This window comes from Pirellulales bacterium (assembly GCA_036267355.1).
Lineage (GTDB): Bacteria > Planctomycetota > Planctomycetia > Pirellulales > DATAWG01 > DATAWG01.
The window spans coordinates 31,823-50,267 of record DATAWG010000007.1 but is presented as its reverse complement, the minus strand read 5'-3'; the positions used below and the strand labels follow the sequence as shown (position 1 = coordinate 50,267).

At 58.6% G+C, this 18,445-nt stretch carries 10 protein-coding genes and 1 rRNA gene; 8 read left to right on the top strand and 3 right to left on the bottom strand.

Annotated features, from left to right (window positions below; all coding sequences use genetic code 11):
* Nucleotides 1–118: 118 nt before the first annotated feature.
* A 23S ribosomal RNA gene (locus tag VHX65_01680) occupies nt 119–3,836 on the bottom strand.
* A 930-nt stretch (nt 3,837–4,766) separates the two neighbouring features.
* On the opposite strand from VHX65_01680, the gene VHX65_01675 reads away from it, so the two are divergent.
* The 3 genes from VHX65_01675 (at nt 4,767) to VHX65_01665 (ending at nt 7,820) form a co-directional block, all read left to right on the top strand.
* A complete protein-coding gene (locus tag VHX65_01675; GenBank protein ID HEX3997237.1) occupies nt 4,767–5,252 on the top strand; it encodes a hypothetical protein in 486 nt (161 codons plus the stop codon).
* Nucleotides 5,253–5,524: 272 nt separating this feature from the next.
* Nucleotides 5,525–6,727 carry a hypothetical protein gene (locus tag VHX65_01670; GenBank protein HEX3997236.1) on the top strand — a complete coding sequence of 401 codons (1,203 nt, stop codon included), beginning with the start codon at nt 5,525–5,527 and terminating at the stop codon, nt 6,725–6,727.
* A 145-nt stretch (nt 6,728–6,872) separates the two neighbouring features.
* Nucleotides 6,873–7,820: a hypothetical protein gene (locus VHX65_01665; protein ID HEX3997235.1), complete on the top strand. Its 948-nt coding sequence runs from the start codon at nt 6,873–6,875 to the stop codon at nt 7,818–7,820.
* A gap of 421 nt (nt 7,821–8,241) precedes the next feature.
* On the opposite strand, the gene clpB is transcribed toward VHX65_01665, so the two are convergent.
* Nucleotides 8,242–10,911 (bottom strand): ATP-dependent chaperone ClpB, encoded by a 2,670-nt coding sequence (gene clpB, locus VHX65_01660; protein HEX3997234.1) that lies wholly within the window; start codon nt 10,909–10,911, stop codon nt 8,242–8,244.
* A gap of 154 nt (nt 10,912–11,065) precedes the next feature.
* Nucleotides 11,066–12,994 (bottom strand): molecular chaperone DnaK, encoded by a 1,929-nt coding sequence (gene dnaK, locus VHX65_01655; GenBank protein HEX3997233.1) that lies wholly within the window; start codon nt 12,992–12,994, stop codon nt 11,066–11,068.
* 599 nt (nt 12,995–13,593) lie between these two features.
* On the opposite strand from dnaK, the gene pheA reads away from it, so the two are divergent.
* The 5 genes from pheA (at nt 13,594) to VHX65_01630 (ending at nt 18,445) form a co-directional block, all read left to right on the top strand.
* A complete protein-coding gene (pheA, locus tag VHX65_01650; GenBank protein HEX3997232.1) occupies nt 13,594–14,721 on the top strand; it encodes a prephenate dehydratase in 1,128 nt (375 codons plus the stop codon).
* Nucleotides 14,722–14,867: 146 nt separating this feature from the next.
* Nucleotides 14,868–15,911, top strand: a complete 1,044-nt coding sequence (gene aroF, locus VHX65_01645) for a 3-deoxy-7-phosphoheptulonate synthase (protein ID HEX3997231.1) — start codon at nt 14,868–14,870, stop codon at nt 15,909–15,911.
* 167 nt (nt 15,912–16,078) lie between these two features.
* Nucleotides 16,079–16,834 carry a triose-phosphate isomerase gene (tpiA, locus tag VHX65_01640; protein HEX3997230.1) on the top strand — a complete coding sequence of 252 codons (756 nt, stop codon included), beginning with the start codon at nt 16,079–16,081 and terminating at the stop codon, nt 16,832–16,834.
* A 171-nt stretch (nt 16,835–17,005) separates the two neighbouring features.
* The gene (secG, locus tag VHX65_01635; GenBank protein ID HEX3997229.1) at nt 17,006–17,485 is read left to right on the top strand and encodes a preprotein translocase subunit SecG; all 480 of its coding nucleotides are present in this window, start codon (nt 17,006–17,008) and stop codon (nt 17,483–17,485) included.
* Nucleotides 17,486–17,560: 75 nt separating this feature from the next.
* Nucleotides 17,561–18,445, top strand: a complete 885-nt coding sequence (locus VHX65_01630; GenBank protein ID HEX3997228.1) for a YicC/YloC family endoribonuclease — start codon at nt 17,561–17,563, stop codon at nt 18,443–18,445.

The following is an 18,445-nucleotide window of genomic DNA, read 5'->3' as shown; positions in this document are numbered from 1 at the left end:
AGCAAAAATTGACAGTAGCAATTGATTGTAGCATTTGAAACGCCTTAGAACTTGGCTCTTATCGGCGGCCATCGTGCGCGAGGCACGCGGGCCGCTTGGAGGAGAGCGTTCGATAAAGGCGGTCAAGCATTCGTCCGTTAGTACCGGTTAGCTAAGCACATTACTGCGCGTACACATCCGGCCTATCAACCTGGTCGTCTTCCAGGGGACTTTCGGCAATTGCCTACGAAACCTGATCTTGGAGCGGGCTTCACGCTTATATGCTTTCAGCGTTTATCCGTTCCGTTCATAGCTATCCAGCCATGCCGCTAGCGCGACAACTGGGACACCAGAGGAACGTCCTTCCAAATCCTCTCGTACTAAGGAAGAACCTCCGCAAGTTTCGTACGCCCACAGCAGATAGGGACCGACCTGTCTCACGACGGTCTGAACCCAGCTCACGTACCACTTTCATTGGCGAACAGCCAAACCCTTGGGAGCTTCTCCACCCCCAGGATGTGATGAGCCGACATCGAGGTGCCAAACCGCTTCGCCGCTATGGACGCTCGGAAGCGATAAGCCTGTTATCCCCGGAGTACCTTTTATCTGATGAGCGACGGCCTTTCCATCCAGCACCGCCGGATCACTAAGCCCTACTTTCGTATCTGTTCGACTTATGAGTCTCACAGTCAAGCACTCTTCTACCTTTACGCTCGCTGCCTGATTACCGACCAGGCTGAGAGTACCATTGGGCTCCTCCGTTACTCTTTTGGAGGAGACCGCCCCAGTCAAACTGCCCAACTGACACTGTCCTCCGCCCGGATCAACGGGAATCGGAGTTAGAACTAAAACATGGTCAGGGTGGTATTTCAACGGTGGCTCCACCACGACTTGCGTCGCGGCTTCATAGCCTCCCACCTATCCTACACAGAACATGTCCAAGACCAATATCAGCCTACAGTAAAGGTTCACGGGGTCTTTCCGTCACACTGCGGGTACGTGGCATCTTCACCACGGCTACAATTTCACCGGGTCACTGGTTGAGACAGTGCATCAGTCGTTACGCCATTCATGCAGGTCGGAACTTACCCGACAAGGAACTTCGCTACCTTAGGACCGTCCAAGATGTTACTCAACCGAAGAGGAATCTTCCGATTCCGGCTTCGCTTGGGCCAGGTCATTTCTGCCTGGCTCTACGGCTCGCACCGCAGATCGGACTATATCATCCTCGACCACCAAGAGCGTGGGCGAGGTTTGGCGTGTAGTCTCTGGGGATTCCAGGACGCTGAACGCCGATAAGATCATCACGTCGGTATATTTTCGCTTGCCTCCATCGTTCATCGTCGGCCGCAATTCCAACAGCTTGCGAATCCCATCTTGCGAAAGATGAGCGTTCGCCGCCATCAGTTCGGCCATCTGCTGGAAGATCGCGAAATCGCGTTTCTTCTTGGCAGACAAAAAGCCGAAGCGGCTAAAGAATGGGATGACGTTCGAGCGGATCGCATTGAGGTTGTTCACCTCGTACATCCACACGTCATCCGACTTGTACCTGATTTCTCCACATTCGAGATGTCGCTTCAGCAAGGCGAGAATCACCTTGTCTTTTTGCGACACATTCAGGCACAAGGAAACCTTCCACGGCAATTTATGGTCTTGCCGCCGACGGAAGGTTAGATGAAAGCTTCCTTCGCCGTCAACGAACCCGGCGAAGTAATATCCGATCGACTCTGGAATCTTATCGACATGAAACACAGCGTTCTGGCCTTTCCTGCTGATTGCCTGCACCGTTGGATTGTCACTGCTTGTTTGCCGATCGAAGGGATTCGAGAGCGGCAGGGATCAAGCGAGTACCAAGCGGATGCTCAGGTGTTCCAGCATATAGCCAAATTTTACAACTACGATTGGTTCATAGTTACGGCCGCCGTTTATCGGGGCTTCGGTCGCGAGCTTCACTCTTACGAGCTAACCCTCTTCCTTAACCTACCGACACCGGGCAGGCGTCAGACTCTATACTTCCTCTTGCGAGTTTGCAGAGTCCTGTGTTTTTGATAAACAGTCGCTGATGCCGATTTACTGTGACCCCCAGAAGCTATTCACCTCCGAGGGCACCCCTTATCGCGAACTTACGGGGCCATTTTGCAGAGTTCCTTAACCAGTGTTCTCCCGAGCGCCTTAGACTTCTCATCTCGCCTACCTGTGTCAGTTTTAGTACGGTCACCAAAATTTTAACCTTTAGAAGCTTTTCTTGGACGCCTTTCGGATGACTTCGAGATCATAAACGCTCTCGGTCCCGACGGTTGGTTGATGGGGGCGGATTTGCCAATCCCCCGCCTTCCGACGAGCCACGGCCATTTCTAACCGAGCCGCTCACCGTACAGGCGCCGTCCCTTCTTCAGTTCATCTTGGTGGCGCAGGAATGTTGACCTGCTGTCCATCGTCTACGCCTTTCGGCCTCGACTAAGGTACCGGCTAACCCTGGGCGGATTTACCTTCCCCAGGAAACCTTAGGCATTCGGCGAGCAGGATTCTCACCTGCTTAATCGTTACTCATTCCGGCATAATCACCTGTACGCCCCAACATCGCTCCTTACGGTACGACTCGTATCTGACGTACAGCGCTCTCCTACCACTCGAGCAAGCCCGTAGGCGTGCTCGAATCCATGGCTTCGGTGTCGAACTTACTCCCGTTCATTATCGGCGCAGAATTGCTCGGCCAGTAAGCTGTTACGCACTTTTTAAATGGTGGCTGCTTCTAAGCCAACATCCTGGCTGTCACGGCAACTCAACTTCCTTAGTGACTGAGTTCGACTTGGGGACCTTAGCCGATGGTCTGGGTTGTTTCCCTCTCGACCGCGAAGCTTATCCCTCGCGGACTGACTCCCGAGATAATCACACCGGTATTCGGAGTTTGGTTCAGCAAAGTACCCTGGGAAGGGCCTTCGGCCGATTCAGTATCTCTACCCCCGGTGTGTAGTGGCTCGAGGCTAGCCCTAAAGCTATTTCGGAGAGAACGAGCTATCTCTGCGCTTGATTAGACTTTCACTCCTCCCCACAAGTCATCCCCTCGGTTTTCAACCCAAGTGGGTTCGGTCCTCCACGCGGTATAACCCGCGGTTCAACCTGCTCATGGGTAGTTCGTGCAGTTTCGCGTCTACCACCAGCGACAATGTCGCCCATTTCAGACTCGGTTTCCCTGTGGCTCCGGTCCTAAAGACCTTAACCGAGCCGCTGACGGTAACTCGCCGGATCATTATGCAAAAGGCACGCCGTCACGCATTGTCCACTAAAGGACCATAGCGCTCCGACCGCTTGTAGGCACATGGTTTCAGGTTCACATTCCTCCCCTAGCAGGGGTTCTTCTCATCTTTCAGTCGCCCTACTGAGTTTACTATCGGTCGTCAGGTAGTATTTAGCCTTACGGGATGGTCCCCGTAGATTCAGTCGGGGTTCCACGTGACCCGACCTACTCAGGTATCTTTCGAGAGGCGATTCGCTGTCGCATACGGGCCTGTCACCCTCTGTGGACGAACTTTCCAATTCGTTCTGCTAGCAAATCGCTTGGTAACTCTCATGTGAAAGACCCTACAACCCCGCCGAGGAAAACCTCCGCGGTTTGGGCTGATTCCCGTTCGCTCGCCGCTACTGAGGAAATCGATTTTTCTTTCTTTTCCTGCGGATACTAAGATGTTTCAGTTCTCCGCGTTCGCCGCATACACCTATGGATTCAGTGTATGCCAGTTCGGGAATCTCGGGATCAACACTCGCTTGACAATTCCCCCGAGCTTATCGCAGTCTTCCACGCCCTTCGAAGCCTCCTGACGCCAAGACATCCCCCATGTGCCCTTAGTAGCTTGACCGCCTTTATCCAACGCTCTCTCGCCCGCCCAAATGACGGCTTTCGCCGCTATCCAAACGAACTCGATCCACGCCAGACTCCGGACGTTTGCATTCAATCAAGACTACTGTCGCCCATTCGTCATCGCCGGCAAGCGCAAGCGCCGACACCACGAACGGGCAGTAACGTTAAATCTTTTCACTAGCTCCACCGCTTCGGCCAGTCGTCAGGCTGGAAAGCCTGACAAACACTCCGTCAGGCTGGAAAGCCTGACCTATGTGCGCCTTGCGGCAAGCAAGTGTGCTAAGAGCCTTAGAGAACTAAAACGACGCATTAAGGATAATGCGCCGATTAATTCATCAAGATGCCAATTACCACAAACCCGAATTGTCAAAGAACCTCGCCGCATCCCAAAATCCTCGCCGAGCCAAAAGCCCTGCGCCGATCCTGCCATGCGTCGCCGTCTCATGGACGGGGGCCAAACTCAGCGTGTTGGCCGCGCTCCTCGTCAACGCATAGCAGCGTCAACAAAGTCGCACGGCGAACTGCGTTTGAATCTGGCCCTCGGCCATTCCCCCGATTGCTTCCGCCACCACATCAAGCGTCAAACACGCTATCCGCTACGTTGTGGCGAAGGGTCCAAATATACAAGCGGCCTGGATGCGTGTCAAAGGGGGTCGAAAACTTTTTTCACGATCTTCGAGGCGTTCTCTCACGGCCGCCTGCTCATCACAGACCGATGACTCGTCGTCAACCTCGATTATAGGAATTTGCCGCTGGCGGGCAACCGGCCAAAACCGCGAAAAAGGTGGTTGATTGCGGAGCCCGGCGGGCAATATCATCCTGGTGCGGCAGCCATGCGCCGACACGCTAAAGCGCGAACTCCAACATTAGTTGCCGTGATCCCAGCGCCTCGCAAGACTCTCTGTTGGGCTCTGGACTAGAGGGGAACATGGACGATTCGCTTGATTTTTTGAACGCGCCGCCTCCTCCGCCGCGGGAAACGCCGCCGGTAATGCGGACGCGCACCGGCGTAATTTTCGGCGGCATCGGCATTGCCGCCCTCGTAGCGGCTCGCATCGCCTACTGGTTTTGGAGGGCCAACAATCCCGCGGTAATTCTCGAGACGCCGATCGCGATCGAGGCAGCTAGTCTGCACGCGAGTCTTGCTAGAGACCCTAAAGAGTTTGCCGCGGAATTCAAGGGTCGCCTCGTCGAGGTGCATGGAACGATTGCCAAACTGGATCGCTCGACGCACGGCAACTGGCGTGTTTGGCTGCTTGGCCAGGATCATCGCACCGCGGCCGTTTGCGGCCTGCTTCCGATCGGAATGGATATGCCCGCTGGCATCGGCGCGGCCGACGAAGTCATTGTTCGCGGGCGCTGCAACGCGATCGGCAAACTTGTGGCGATCACGGATGTGGATTGGGTCAAGTGAGGAGCGAACCTTACGAGGCGGCGAGACTCGCGACAATCCATTTTTCGTCCGATAGAAGCCCTAACTGCGGCCGGCAAACTCGCGCCATTCGACGCCGTCTCTCGTATCTTTGTCGCGACATTGCGGCATCTCCAGTCGTAGCTCCGGTAATGCCGAAGTCGGTTGAGACGGAAAGCACTGCGCGCATGGCGAATCGTTCGGCCCACGCTCCGCGTGCTTTGCTTATTGTGCGATCTTTACCCGAACTGCCCTGCTTAACGTTCAGCCGATTCATGCATTTTTCCCAAGCGAATTCGCGGCGACGACGCGTGTTGGCCGACGATTTATCGGGCGGCAACGATGCCGCGGCCCGGCCCGTTGTCGCGCCGCCGTCGCGCTCGCATCGCCGAACCGATGGCTATGGGCCCGGGGCAAAGTCGGTCCAGCAGCGGCGGGCGATCGATTTGGTGCCCGGCACCTATTTGTCGGCCGGGCTTTGGATTGGCGCGGGAGTCGGCGTGATCGTGGCGTTGGCCTTGGCTGACGTTTGGCTACCGTCGATCGCCGCGCGAACTTCAGCCCGAGTGGCCGCGCCGCTTGATCCTGCGGCACCGGGAAGTTTGGCCGGGTGGATCGCATCGCTGTGGCTCGCGCTCGCCGCGGCAATATCGCTGCTGATTTACTCGATTCGTCGACATAAGCTCGATGATTATCTTGGGCGATACCGGTGGTGGTTGGCGGGGGCCGTTGTTTGGATTCTGATGAGCGTCGATGCGACGTGCGGGATCCATTGGCTGTTCGCTGCCGCAATGGCCCATCTGACCGGTTGCATAGGGCCGGGCGGCGGGATGCTCTGGTGGCTCGGCTGCTTCGGCCTCTTGCTCGGGGGAATGAGCGCTCGGCTGGCGTGGGAAATGCGCGTTTGCCGCCCGGCGATGTGGACCTATCTTTCGACACTGGGGCTGTGGGCTGTCGGGATCGCCATCGAAACGACCGGGGTTCGGATCGGATCGGCCGGCAACGTGTTGCCTGCGGCTGTTGCGAAGCTGCTCGGCGACTTGTCGCTGCTGTTCGCGCTTGGCGTTTACGCCCGGCATGTGATCCTGCACGCCCAAGGTCTTTTGCCGACATGCAAGCGGCGCAGGGCGAAGGAAAAGCCGGCCCGCAATTCGAAAACCGTCTCGCCAACCGCTGCCGAAGCTAACGCGGAAGAAACTGCCGCTGCGGGAAAGCCGCGCACCGATCTGCAACCACACATACCTTTCCGCTCGGCTTCCGACGAACCCGAGGAAGATTCACAGACAGAGACAGACGACGGGCCGTCACAAACCATGCGCCAGATCGACGAAGTCGCTTCTCATGCCAGCTCCGAGCAACGGCGCCGCATCGATTCTGCTCACGATGCAGTGCCGTCTGACGACAGCCACGGCAAGCTTAGCAAAGCCGAGCGCAAACGCTTGCGCAAACTCAAGGCGCAGGAAGAACAAGGCTGGTAAGGCGACGATCGCCCATCGCCGTGAACGGCCAGCCAGAACTGCGGCATTTACCGTTGCCAGCCGCGTTCGCCATAATGGGGTAGGGCCTCGCCCGATTCGGGCTCGTCGGTGAACATCGAAAAGAACTGGAAGGGAGGGCCGACAAATGAGCACGACCATCCAAACGGTAACCCTATCAAGCAAAGGCCATTTTGGGCGCAACGTTCCACCGAAGGCTTTCGGCGAACTGTTGCGGGCCATTCCGGACGCGATTCGTCTCTCGGTTCGTATGGCTTTTGAGTCGAGAAGCCGGGCGACGGGCAAATTACCAAAATGGCTTGCTCCAGCGTCCGACATTCGGTTTCTGGATCACGGCGGTCACGACGAAACGTTCCTGCATTTTGAAGTACCCCGACTCGGCGACGCGGCGGCGGAAATCTATCGTCAGCAAGAACTGTGGCCGACTCGCCCAGATCCGGAGGATACCGGCTTCGACCTCCTGGGCGACGTGATTTCGGATGTTGCCGCGAGCGACGTAGACAGCGAACGCTTCGACCGACCATTGCTCCGGCAAATCGAGCGATTCAGTCGCGGGTTGAACGGCACCTTCCAACGACTTGCGTTTCCTGGCAACCGTTTTTCACAGGCGCAACCGGTCGTCATCAATTCGGCAGTCATCGGCGCTGCGTCGAAGCTGTGCCACGGAACGCCGGAGCCGCAGCAAACTCGTGTTGCCGGTAAGCTGGACATGATTCGCAGCAGCACGAATACATTCGCAATCAAGCTCAAAGATGGGCAGGACATCCACGGAGTATTGAACGAGGGGAAGATTGCCGACTTCAAAGGATTGCTTGAGCAGAACGTATTGGTATTGGGCAAAGCGGTCTATCGCCCGTCGGGAAAGCTATTGCGGATCGACGCCGACCATGTGTCTGCGGCGGCCGAGTGGGATCAGTTCTTCTCCACAATTCCAAAGCCGAAGCGGTCTCGGTTCGATCTGAGGGGAGTATTGCGGGAACAGCAGCACAAGAATGGAATGACCGCCGTTTTCGGCAAATGGCCCGGGAACGAAACCGACGAGCAGATCGCGGCGGCCCTAAGGGAAATGAGCTGATGCCTTCCGCTATGGGTTATCTGCTCGACAGTTCGGCTGGGGCCAAGCAAAGCGCGACGCGTTGCAGGCGATACTGGACGAGGTGGTTTGGATCGACATCGATCATCCAGACATTCTCGACGCCTATGGAGAAATCGACCACGCGAGCAGAACGAGTGGCCGGTCAATGGGAAAGAACGACGTGTGGATCGCCGCTACTGCAAAAGTCACGAAGGCAACTCTTTTGACCACGGATGTGGACTTCGACCATCTTCACGGAACCCACCTGGATCGAATCTGGATTAACCCTGGAGCGACAACAAACTCGCCTTGACGGGGCCGGTCGCTCTTGGGGTTATTTGAGCAACTTCAGCGGATTCGGGGCTCCGTGGACCGCATTGCAGATCCACACAGTCGAGGAACTGCACCGGCATGCTTGGGGTCACGATTCAATTGCATGCGGCTGCTCGAGCCGTTCGAACGTGAATTCGCCGTTGCGGAAGTCGATTCGCACGGCGCTTCCTTCCGGGAATTCGCCCTTCAAAATTTCCGACGCCAGCGGGTTTTCGATCTGCTGTTGGATCACTCGCTTTAGCGGCCGGGCGCCGTATTGGGGGTCGTAGCCTTGGCGTGCGATTTCATCGATCGCTTCGCCCGTTACCTCCAGCGACAATCCGCTCTCGGCGAGCTGCTTGCGCAGGCGGCCGACTTGCAGGCCGACGATCGTGTGAATTTCCGTCGGCCTTAGCGGATGGAAAACGATCGTCTCGTCGATGCGGTTCAAGAACTCGGGCAAAAACCGCTGTTGCAAGGCTTCCTGAATTGCCACGCGGATTTCTTCCTGGCTGCCGTGCTCACGGGTGATTTCCTGAATCATCTGGCTGCCGATGTTCGAGGTCATCACGATCAGCGTGTTGGTGAAATCGACCGTGTGGCCTTGATTGTCACTAAGCCGACCGTCGTCGAGCACTTGCAAAAGCACGTTGAACACGTCGCGATGAGCTTTTTCGATTTCGTCCAACAGCACGACCGAATACGGCCGGCGGCGCACGGCCTCGGTGAGCCGGCCCCCTTCTTCATAGCCGACGTAGCCCGGCGGGGCGCCGATCAGCCGGCTGACGGTGTGCCGCTCCATGAATTCGCTCATATCGAGCCGGATCATCGCCTTTTCATCATCGAACATCACCTCGGCCAGCGCTTTGCAAAGCTCGGTTTTGCCGACGCCCGTCGGCCCGAGGAAAATGAACGACCCGATCGGGCGGTGCGGATCTTGCAAGCCGCTACGGCTACGGCGCACCGCGTTGGCCACGGCCGCGACGGCCTCATCCTGGCCGACGACGCGCTGGTGAAGCCGTTCTTCGAGCACCAGCAGCTTTGCTTTTTCCGTTTCCACGAGCCGGGTGACAGGGATGCCGGTCCACGCGCTGACGACTTCGGCGATTTCTTCCGGGCCGACGTCGCGGCGCAGCAAACGACGGCCGGATTTAGCGCCGTCGGCGGCGCCGTCTTTGCCCGACGACTCGGCCGCCTCGATCTGCTCGCGCAGTTTCTTGCGATCTTTGTCGAGTTGGAACAACTCTTGATAGAGCCGTTCGTCGACCGGTTCGCCGCGCGATTGCAGCTCACGAATTTCGGTCGTCTTGTTCGAGTAGCCGTGATCGAGCCGATCGAGCTGGGCTTTCATTTCTTGGACATTGCCCATGCCTGCCTTCTCGGCTTCCCACTGCTCGCGGAGGCTGGCGAGTTTGTGCCGCAGCGATTGCATTTCTTCTTCGATGTCGGCCAGTCGCTGCCGGGCGTGTTCTTCCGTTTCGTCGGCGAGTTGGCGGGCGGCGAGCTCGAGCTGCATGAGCCGGCGCTGCACTTCGTCGATCTCCGAGGGCACGCTTTGCAATTCCATCGCCAGCCGGCTCATCGCTTCGTCCATCAAGTCGATGGCTTTGTCCGGTAGGAAGCGATCGGTAATGTAGCGATGCGACAAACGGGCGGCGGCCACCAGTGCCGAGTCCTTGATCTTCACGCCCTTGTGGTGTGCTTCGTAGCGCGGCTTTAGGCCGCGGAGGATGGCGATCGTGTCTTCGACCGACGGCTCATCGACATAAACCGGTTGAAACCGCCGCTCGAGGGCCGCATCTTTTTCGATGTGCTGGCGATATTCGTCGAGCGTCGTGGCACCGATGCAATGCAGTTCGCCGCGTGCCAGGGCGGGCTTCATCAGTTGGGCAGCGTCGCTGGCCCCTTCGGCCTTGCCGGCGCCGATTACGGTGTGCAGTTCGTCGATGAACAGGATGACGCTTCCGCCGGCAGCTTCCACTTCGCGCAGAATGGCTTTGAGCCGATCTTCGAATTCGCCGCGATATTTCGTGCCGGCGATCAACGCGCCCATGTCGAGGGCGATGACGCGTTTGTTTTTCAAACTGAGCGGCACATCGCCTTGCACGATCCGCAGGGCCAGGCCTTCGGCGATGGCCGTCTTGCCGACCCCCGGCTCGCCGATGAGCACGGGATTGTTCTTGGTGCGCCGCGAGAGAACTTGAATCACGCGGCGAATTTCCTTATCGCGGCCGATCACCGGATCGAGCTTGCCTTGGCTCGCCCGTTCGACCAGGTCGATGCCGTATTTTTTGAGGGCCTGGAATTTTTCCTCGGGGCTCTGATCGGTGACCCGAGACGAACCGCGAATCGTTTGCAGCGCTTGCAGCACCTCCTTCGGGCCGACCGCGTTCAGCTTGAGCACGCGCTGAGCTTTTGAATCGACTTTCGTCAGCGCGAGCACGAGGTGCTCGGTCGAGACGAATTCATCTTTCATCGTCGCCGCCTCGCGCTGGGCGGTTTCGAACACTTGCGTCAATTCTTGCGACGGCTGCGGCGGCGCCCCGCCAGACATTTTTGGAAAGCGGTTCAACTCGGATTCGACGACTGAATCCAGTTGAGCGCGGTTGACGCCGATTTTGTCGAAAATCGGCCGGATGACCCCTTCGTTCTCGTCCACAAGCGCGGCGAGGAGATGCAAGGGGTCGATCTGCGGATTGCCCCGATCGGCAGCTAACTCTTGCGACCGCTGCACTGCTTCTTGGGCCTTGATGGTGAATTTGTCGAATCGAAATGCCATGCGCGAATCCTCCGCGTTTTCTCTGCCCGTTTTTGTGCTTTTGTTTTGGAGCCCACGAAAAAGCCCTCGGGTTTGAACCGAGGGCTTTGACGCGCGAGACCGCGAGCGAGCTTTCGGCGCGAACGGCCGAATCCAGTGGCCATTAATTCATTGCTTACTCTTTCACTTCGAACTCGGCGTCGATAGCTTCGTCCTCACCGCCGGCTCCTGCACCGGCATGTGCTCCGGCGGCTCCGTCCGCGCCGCTTGGCGCGGCGCCAGCGCCGGGCGCCGGTTGCGCTCGGGCATATAAGCTCTTGCTGAACGCATGCGATGCCTGCTCGAGTTCGTCGACGGCCGATTTGATCGCATCGAGGTTGTCTTCCATGCTGACTTCACGAACCTTCTTGATCGCGGCCTCGAGCGGCGCGCGATCGGCGTCGGTGAGCTTGTCTTTGTGTTCCTTCATCAGCTTTTCGAGCTGGAAGGCCATCGACTCGCCCTTGTTTCGTGTTTCGGCAAGGTCGCGTTTGTGCTTGTCTTCCGAAGCATGAACCTCGGCATCTTTGCGCATCCGCTCGATCTCGGTTTCGTTCAATCCGCTCGATTGCTCGATGCGAACGGTTTGCTCCTTGCCGGTGCCAAGATCCTTGGCCGACACGTTCAGGATCCCGTTGGCATCGACATCGAATTTCACCTCCACTTGCGGCATGCCGCGCGGCGCGGGCGGAATGCCTTCCAGGTTGAACTGGCCGAGCAAGCGATTGTCGCGGGCCATTGGCCGTTCGCCCTGAAACACGCTGACGGTGACGGCCGTTTGGTTGTCGGCCGCGGTACTGAACACCTGTTTGCGTTCCGTGGGGATGGTCGTGTTCTTTTCGACGAGTTTCGTGAAAATTCCGCCTTCGGTTTCGATGCCCAAGGAGAGCGGCGTAACGTCGAGCAGCAGCACGTTGTGCACTTCGCCCGACAACACGCCCCCTTGGATCGCCGCGCCGACGGCCACGACTTCGTCGGGATTCACGCCTTTGTGCGGCTCCTTCTTGAACATCTCGCGGACCAAATCCTGCACCTTCGGAATTCGCGTCGAACCGCCGACGAGCACGACTTCGTCGATCTCGCTTGGTTTCAGCTTGGCGTCTTTCAAGGCCTGGGTAACGGGACCGCGGCAGCGCTCGATCAAATGGTCGACCAATTGCTCGAACTTCGCCCGGGTGATATTGATCTGCAGGTGTTTTGGCCCGCTGGCATCGGCCGTGATGAAGGGGAGATTGATGTCGGTCGAACTGGCCGAGCTCAATTCCTTCTTGGCCTTCTCGCATGCTTCTTGGAGCCGTTGGAGGGCCATCGTGTCTTTGCGGAGATCGATGCCGTTTTCGCGCTTGAATTCGTCGGCCACGTGGTTGATCAGCACTTGATCGAAATCGTCGCCGCCCAAGTGCGTATCGCCGTTGGTGCTGATAACGCGGAACACGCCGTCGGCCACTTCGAGCACCGAAACGTCGAACGTTCCGCCGCCGAGATCGAACACGACGATTTTTTCATGTTCCTTCTTGTCGAGACCGTAGGCCAATGCGGCCGCGGTCGGCTCGTTGATGATGCGCGCCACATCAAGGCCGGCGATTTCGCCGGCGTCTTTGGTGGCTTGCCGCTGCGCGTCGTTGAAATAGGCCGGCACGGTAATGACGGCCTTATTCACCTTGTGGCCCAGATAGGCCTCGGCCGCTTCTTTCAGCTTGCGCAGAATCTTGGCGGAGATTTCGGCGGGGGAAAGGAGCTTATCGCCGACGCGGACCTTGACATAATCGTCCGGGCCACCGACCACTTCGTACGGAACAATCTTTTCTTCGGAAGCAACTTCCGAGTGTCGCCGGCCCATGAACCGCTTGATCGAATAGACCGTCCGCTTGGGATTAGTGACCGCTTGGCGGCGGGCCAAATCGCCGACTAGGACGTCTCCCTTGTCCGTAAATGCGACGACGCTCGGCGTCAGGCGGTTTCCCTCTTGATTGGGAATCACCTTTGCCTCTTTTCCTTCCATAACCGCAACGACCGAGTTCGTGGTACCCAGGTCGATGCCGATAATTTTTTCGCCTTCAGCCATGTCCTTGCTCCTTTTCGCCTTCGCTCAGCGTTAATTCCCGATCGCAGCCGTTCCAGTCGCACGTCGGGGCGTCAATAAGTTATTGTTCGTTGGACACGCGCAGCTTCAAGCACAAACTGCCGCCTTGGGCACCGTTATCGCGTGTCGGATAAGCATAAAGCAAAGTCTGTGCCGGCTTTCGCCCACATCGGGTTGGAAGCACAAACCATTGCGATTATTAGGTTTGAGGCTGGGGATGCATGGCTGGACGGTTTGGGCCAAACCAAGCCGAATAAACGGCCTGCCATATTGACAGCAATCCGGTTGTGAAACGACTCGCGTCCAGAGCCCGCCGCGCTAGCACGGGAGTGCGGGTTGCCTCTTGCCGGCGGTTGATTCGTCTCGACCTCATTCCCTTGCTAGCGCGGCGGGCTCCTATGTTGCATCCGCCGAGTGCCGCTCGGCCGCATCCTTGACAAGCCGTGCGTCGCGAGTTTACAAGGGGGTTCGCGCTGCTGGCAGTGGCTTCTTTCGTGTGGCTTCCCACTTGATTTCAGAGCCCTCGAGCGCCGCGAACAGGGGCGGTTCTACTTTTCGCTCGGGGTCGAGAAAACGCAACCATGGCCAAGGCCAAGCCCGCAGACAATAAACCGCACAAGGATTCTCCGGCGAAGGCTCCCACATTAGCCGGCTTGCGCGGGCAAGTGGACCATATCGACCGCGAGTTGGTGCAGCTCATCAACCAGCGCGCCAAATTGGCCCACAAGATCGGGCAAATCAAAGACACTTCCGGACAGCCGACGTACGATCCGGTGCGCGAAGAAGAAGTGCTCGCCCGGACCGGACTATTGAACAAGGGTCCGCTCTGCGACGCCAATCTACGGGCCGTGTTTCGCGAAATCATTAGCGGCTCGCGTGCGCTCGAGAAAAAGATGCGCGTGGCCTACCTGGGGCCGGCGTATAGCTACAGTCATTTGGCGGCGATCCATCGCTTTGGGCAAGCGGTGGAACTGGTCGGAGTCGGCAATTTCGCGGCGGTGTTCGAAGAAGTGAATCGCCGCCATGCCGATTTCGGCGTCGTGCCGATCGAAAACTCGACCGATGGCCGTGTCGCCGATACGCTCGATATGTTCACCCGCCTGCCGGTAAAAATCTGCGGTGAAGTGCAATTGCGAATCCATCACCATTTGCTCGGCCGGTGCGCGCGGGAAGAGGTGCAGGAGATTTACAGCCGGCCGCAAGCGCTGTCGCAATGCCGCAATTGGCTAGCAAAACACCATCCGACCGCCCGCACCATCGAAGTCACCAGCACTTCGACCGCCGCACAGTTGGCCCAAGACAAGCCGGGCGCTGCGGCCATTGCCAGCTTTCAAGCCGGCGTCCATTATGGCCTCAACAGCCTTGCCGAAAATATCGAAGACAACCCCGGCAATGCCACCCGGTTTGCCGTGATCGGCGATCATTGCGGCACCCGCACCGGCAACGACAAAACGGCGCTGATGTTTGAGATTCACCATCGGCCCGGCGCGCTTGCCGATGCCTTAGGGGTATTCAAACGCAACCGCTTGAATCTCACTTGGATCGAATCGTTTCCGATTCCCCAATCCGACGGCGGCTATCTGTTTTTCGTCGAGCTGGAAGGCCATCAGACCGACAAGCGTTTGCAAAGGGCGATCGAGCAGGTCGGCCGCCGCAGCGTGCGATTGGTGGTGCTCGGCTCCTACGCAAGAACGGCCCCGGTGGATTAAGATAAACAAAATAACGGCTCGAACCTCGGTGAGGCAGAAGGGGCCAGTCCCCGTTTTTCTCCGAAGACTACGCGAAACGGGGACGGTCCCCGGCGGTTTCGCGCGTCGAATCAACACCAATTTCCACCGAGGCACCGCTTCCTACCGTGATCATCATCCTCAAACCTCACGTCACCGACGAACAAGTGCAACACGTCATCGAGCGTGTCGAAGCCCTGGGCCTGCGAACGCACCTCAGCCGCGGCACGTATCGCACGATCATCGGCGTGCTGGGAGATGAAGCCAAGGCGCATGTCGCGCCGCTGCGGGCGATTTCCGGCGTCGTCGAAGTCATCCCGGTGTTGCCGCCGTACAAATTGGCCAGCGTCGAAGCCCAGCCGGAGCCGACGATTATCGACGTCGGCGGCGTGAAAATCGGCGGCGGATACATGGCGATGATCGCCGGGCCTTGTGCCGTGGAAAACCCGGCCCGCATGGATCGGATCGCGGCATCGGTGCGGAAATCGGGGGCCAACTTGCTGCGCGGCGGCGCTTTCAAGCCACGCACTAGTCCGTATGCCTACCAAGGAATGGGCGAAGAAGGGCTCAAAATTCTTCGCGAAACGGGGCAAAAGCATGGCCTGCCGATCGTCACGGAAGTGATGGACCCTCGCTGCGTCGAGCTGGTCGCCGAATATGCCGACATGATCCAGATCGGCGCCCGCAACATGCAAAATTTCGTCCTGCTCACGGAAGTCGGCCAGACGCACAAGCCGGTGTTGCTCAAGCGCGGCATGAGCGCCACGGTTCAAGATCTGCTGATGAGCGCCGAATACATTTTGTCGCAGGGTAATTCGATGGTCGTGCTCTGCGAGCGCGGGGTAAAGGGCTTCGACAATGCAACGCGGAATTTATACGATGTCGCCGCGGTGCCGAGCGTGCATGCACTTTCGCATTTGCCGATCATCGTCGATCCGAGCCATGCGACAGGCCGGCCCGATTTGATCCCGGCCTGTGCGTTGGCGGGCGTTGCGGCCGGGGCCGACGGCGTGCACATCGAAGTTCACGATTGCCCGGAAGAAGCCCTTTCCGATGGCCCGCAAGCCTTGTTGCCCGATCAATACGCGGCGTTGGCCGAGCAGATCCGGAAGCTGGCGGAACTGCTGGGCAAGACGATTTCGGCGCCGCCGGCAATGGCCGCGTTATCGTAGCAGGCACAGTCCGTGTGCCGTCTGCGCCCCGCGGCGTGCCACGCACCGAGCAGCGCCGACGGCACACGGAGTGTGCCTGCTACGTTGATTGCGGCTCCGCCGCTGTGGCGTCCCGCTGGCGTCCTCGCACCAAACAATTTCTACCGACACGAAAGCCGACATCCCCCATGCGACGCCCTCTGATTGCCGGCAATTGGAAGATGAACACGGACCGCGCGGCCGCGGTGGCCTTGGCCGCTGGGGTGGCGAAGGGCTCGGTCGATTTTCCACATGTCGATCTCGTGGTATGCCCGCCGTTTGTCTATCTCGACGCGGTGCGGCAGGCGTTGGGCGACGCCCCGGTGGCGTTGGGGGCCCAAAATATGTACCACCAGCCGCAAGGCGCCTACACCGGCGAAATCAGCGCCGGAATGCTGTTGGACCTCGGCTGCAAGTTCGTCATTCTTGGGCATAGCGAACGGCGGCAGATTTTCAAGGAAACCGACGCCGAGGTGAACCAAAAATTGCTGGCCGCGCTCGCCGCCGGCCTGACACCGATCGTCTGCGTCGGCGAGCTCTTGGCCGATCGCGAAGCGGGGCGCACGCACGACGTTATCCGGCGCCAATTCGATGGCTCGCTCGCGAAACTGTCGGAGGAGCAGGCCAGCCGGTTGGTGATTGCCTACGAGCCGGTTTGGGCCATCGGAACCGGAAAGGTCGCCACGCCCGAGCAAGCCCAAGAAGTGCATCATGATCTTCGCAAAATGCTTGCGGAGCGATACAATGCGGAGCTTGCGATGGCGGTGCGGATTCAATACGGCGGCAGCGTCAAGCCCGACAATGCTGCCTCCCTGTTGGCCCAACCGGACATCGACGGAGCGCTGGTCGGCGGCGCCTGCCTGAAAGTGGCCGATTTTTGCGGGATTGCCGCGGCAGCCAAGTGAAATATGCTGCGAAACAGTAGCCCGAAGCGTTAGCGAGGGAGAAATCGCTCGCGGCGATCCCTCGCTAACGCTTCGGGCTAGTGGAGCTACTATGAATAATCCGGGCCGGGTTGCTATGATCCGCCAATCACCGGCGTCAAGCAATTTCAATCCAACGGAAATGGAGTGGACATGTCGACGTTTTTCGGATTCTTCCTGTCGTTCACCGCGATCGTGCTGATTATTGTGGTGCTGATCCAGCGTGGTCGCGGCGGCGGCTTGGCCGGAGCACTCGGTGGCGCCGGAGGGCAGAGTGCATTCGGAACCAAGGCCGGCGATCTATTCACGAAGATTACGATCGGCTTGGCGGCGTTTTGGATCCTGCTCTGCATCGTGGCGCTGCGGGTGCTGTCGTCGAGCAGCACAAGGTTCACCAATTCTAGTGACCAGACGGCTCCGGCAACTCCTGGCGGATCGACCACCACGCCCCCGACCAGCGAAAGCGGAACCAACGGAAAAACGAGCGGCACAGCAACCCCGAGCGGCACAAGTCCGGCCAGCGGCAACGCAGCACCAGCATCCACGCCTGCCACTCCGCCCACGCCAGCGCCTACAGCGACGCCAGCGCCTGCAGGCAAAACAACGGCCCCCGTTACTCCCGCGGGTAAGTAGGTAGATTGGCTTCCCTCTCGTGCGTTGCATTTCTCTCCGACGGCCGATGGCCGCGGTCCAAACGGAGTCGGAAAATTGCTCCTCAGCATGACAGGTTTCGGCGAGGCTCGGCGGCAAGACGGCGGCTTGTCGATCGCGGTCGAAGTGCGCACGATCAACAGCCGCTATTTCAAAATCGCGATCCGTACCGGCGAATGGCACGCAGCCCTTGAATCGCAGATCGAGGGCCTGGTTCGCGAGCGAATCAAGCGCGGCACGGTGCAGGTAAACCTGCGCGTCGATCGCCCCGCGGCTGCCGATGCGTTTCGAATCAACACGCCGGCGCTCCTGGCATATTGGCGGCAGTTGAACGAACTTCCGTCGCAATGGAATTTGCCGCGCCCGACCGCGCTGGAAACGTTGCTGGTGCTCCCCGGCGTGGTGGACGAGGGCAAACTTCCTGCCGGCAACGCTCACGACGATTGGCCTTCGATCTCGACCGTCCTCGCGGCGGCAATGGACAACCTGGCCCGCATGCGCCAGGACGAAGGCCAGGCGATGGCCAACGACATGCGGTCGAACTGCCGCGCGATCGGCGCCGAATTGGCGCAGATTGGCGTCCGGGCGCCGCTGGCCATCGAAACCTACCGCAACCGGCTCGAAGAGCGATTGAAAAAAATCCTCTCCGATCACGACGTGGCCCTCGAGTCTGCGGATGTGATTCGAGAGATCAGCATTTTCGCCGAGCGGTCCGACATTTCCGAAGAAATCGTGCGTCTGCGCAGCCATTTGGAGCAGTACGAAACGATCATGGAACTGAAGGAAAGCTCCGGCCGCAAGCTAGAATTTCTTACCCAGGAAATCTTTCGGGAAGTGAACACGATCGGCTCGAAAAGCAGCGATATCGAAATCGCCCGGCACGTCATTGAAATCAAAACGGCGGTCGAGCGGCTCCGCGAGATGATTCAAAACGTAGAATAG

Bases quoted from the DNA above. Each gene is read 5' to 3' on its own strand.
- VHX65_01675 (HEX3997237.1), top strand. From the start codon at position 4,767: ATGGACGATTCGCTTGATTTTTTGAACGCGCCGCCTCCTCCGCCGCGG.
- VHX65_01670 (HEX3997236.1), top strand. From the start codon at position 5,525: ATGCATTTTTCCCAAGCGAATTCGCGGCGACGACGCGTGTTGGCCGAC.
- VHX65_01665 (HEX3997235.1), top strand. From the start codon at position 6,873: ATGAGCACGACCATCCAAACGGTAACCCTATCAAGCAAAGGCCATTTT.
- clpB (HEX3997234.1), bottom strand. From the start codon at position 10,911: ATGGCATTTCGATTCGACAAATTCACCATCAAGGCCCAAGAAGCAGTG.
- dnaK (HEX3997233.1), bottom strand. From the start codon at position 12,994: ATGGCTGAAGGCGAAAAAATTATCGGCATCGACCTGGGTACCACGAAC.
- pheA (HEX3997232.1), top strand. From the start codon at position 13,594: ATGGCCAAGGCCAAGCCCGCAGACAATAAACCGCACAAGGATTCTCCG.
- tpiA (HEX3997230.1), top strand. From the start codon at position 16,079: ATGCGACGCCCTCTGATTGCCGGCAATTGGAAGATGAACACGGACCGC.
- secG (HEX3997229.1), top strand. From the start codon at position 17,006: ATGTCGACGTTTTTCGGATTCTTCCTGTCGTTCACCGCGATCGTGCTG.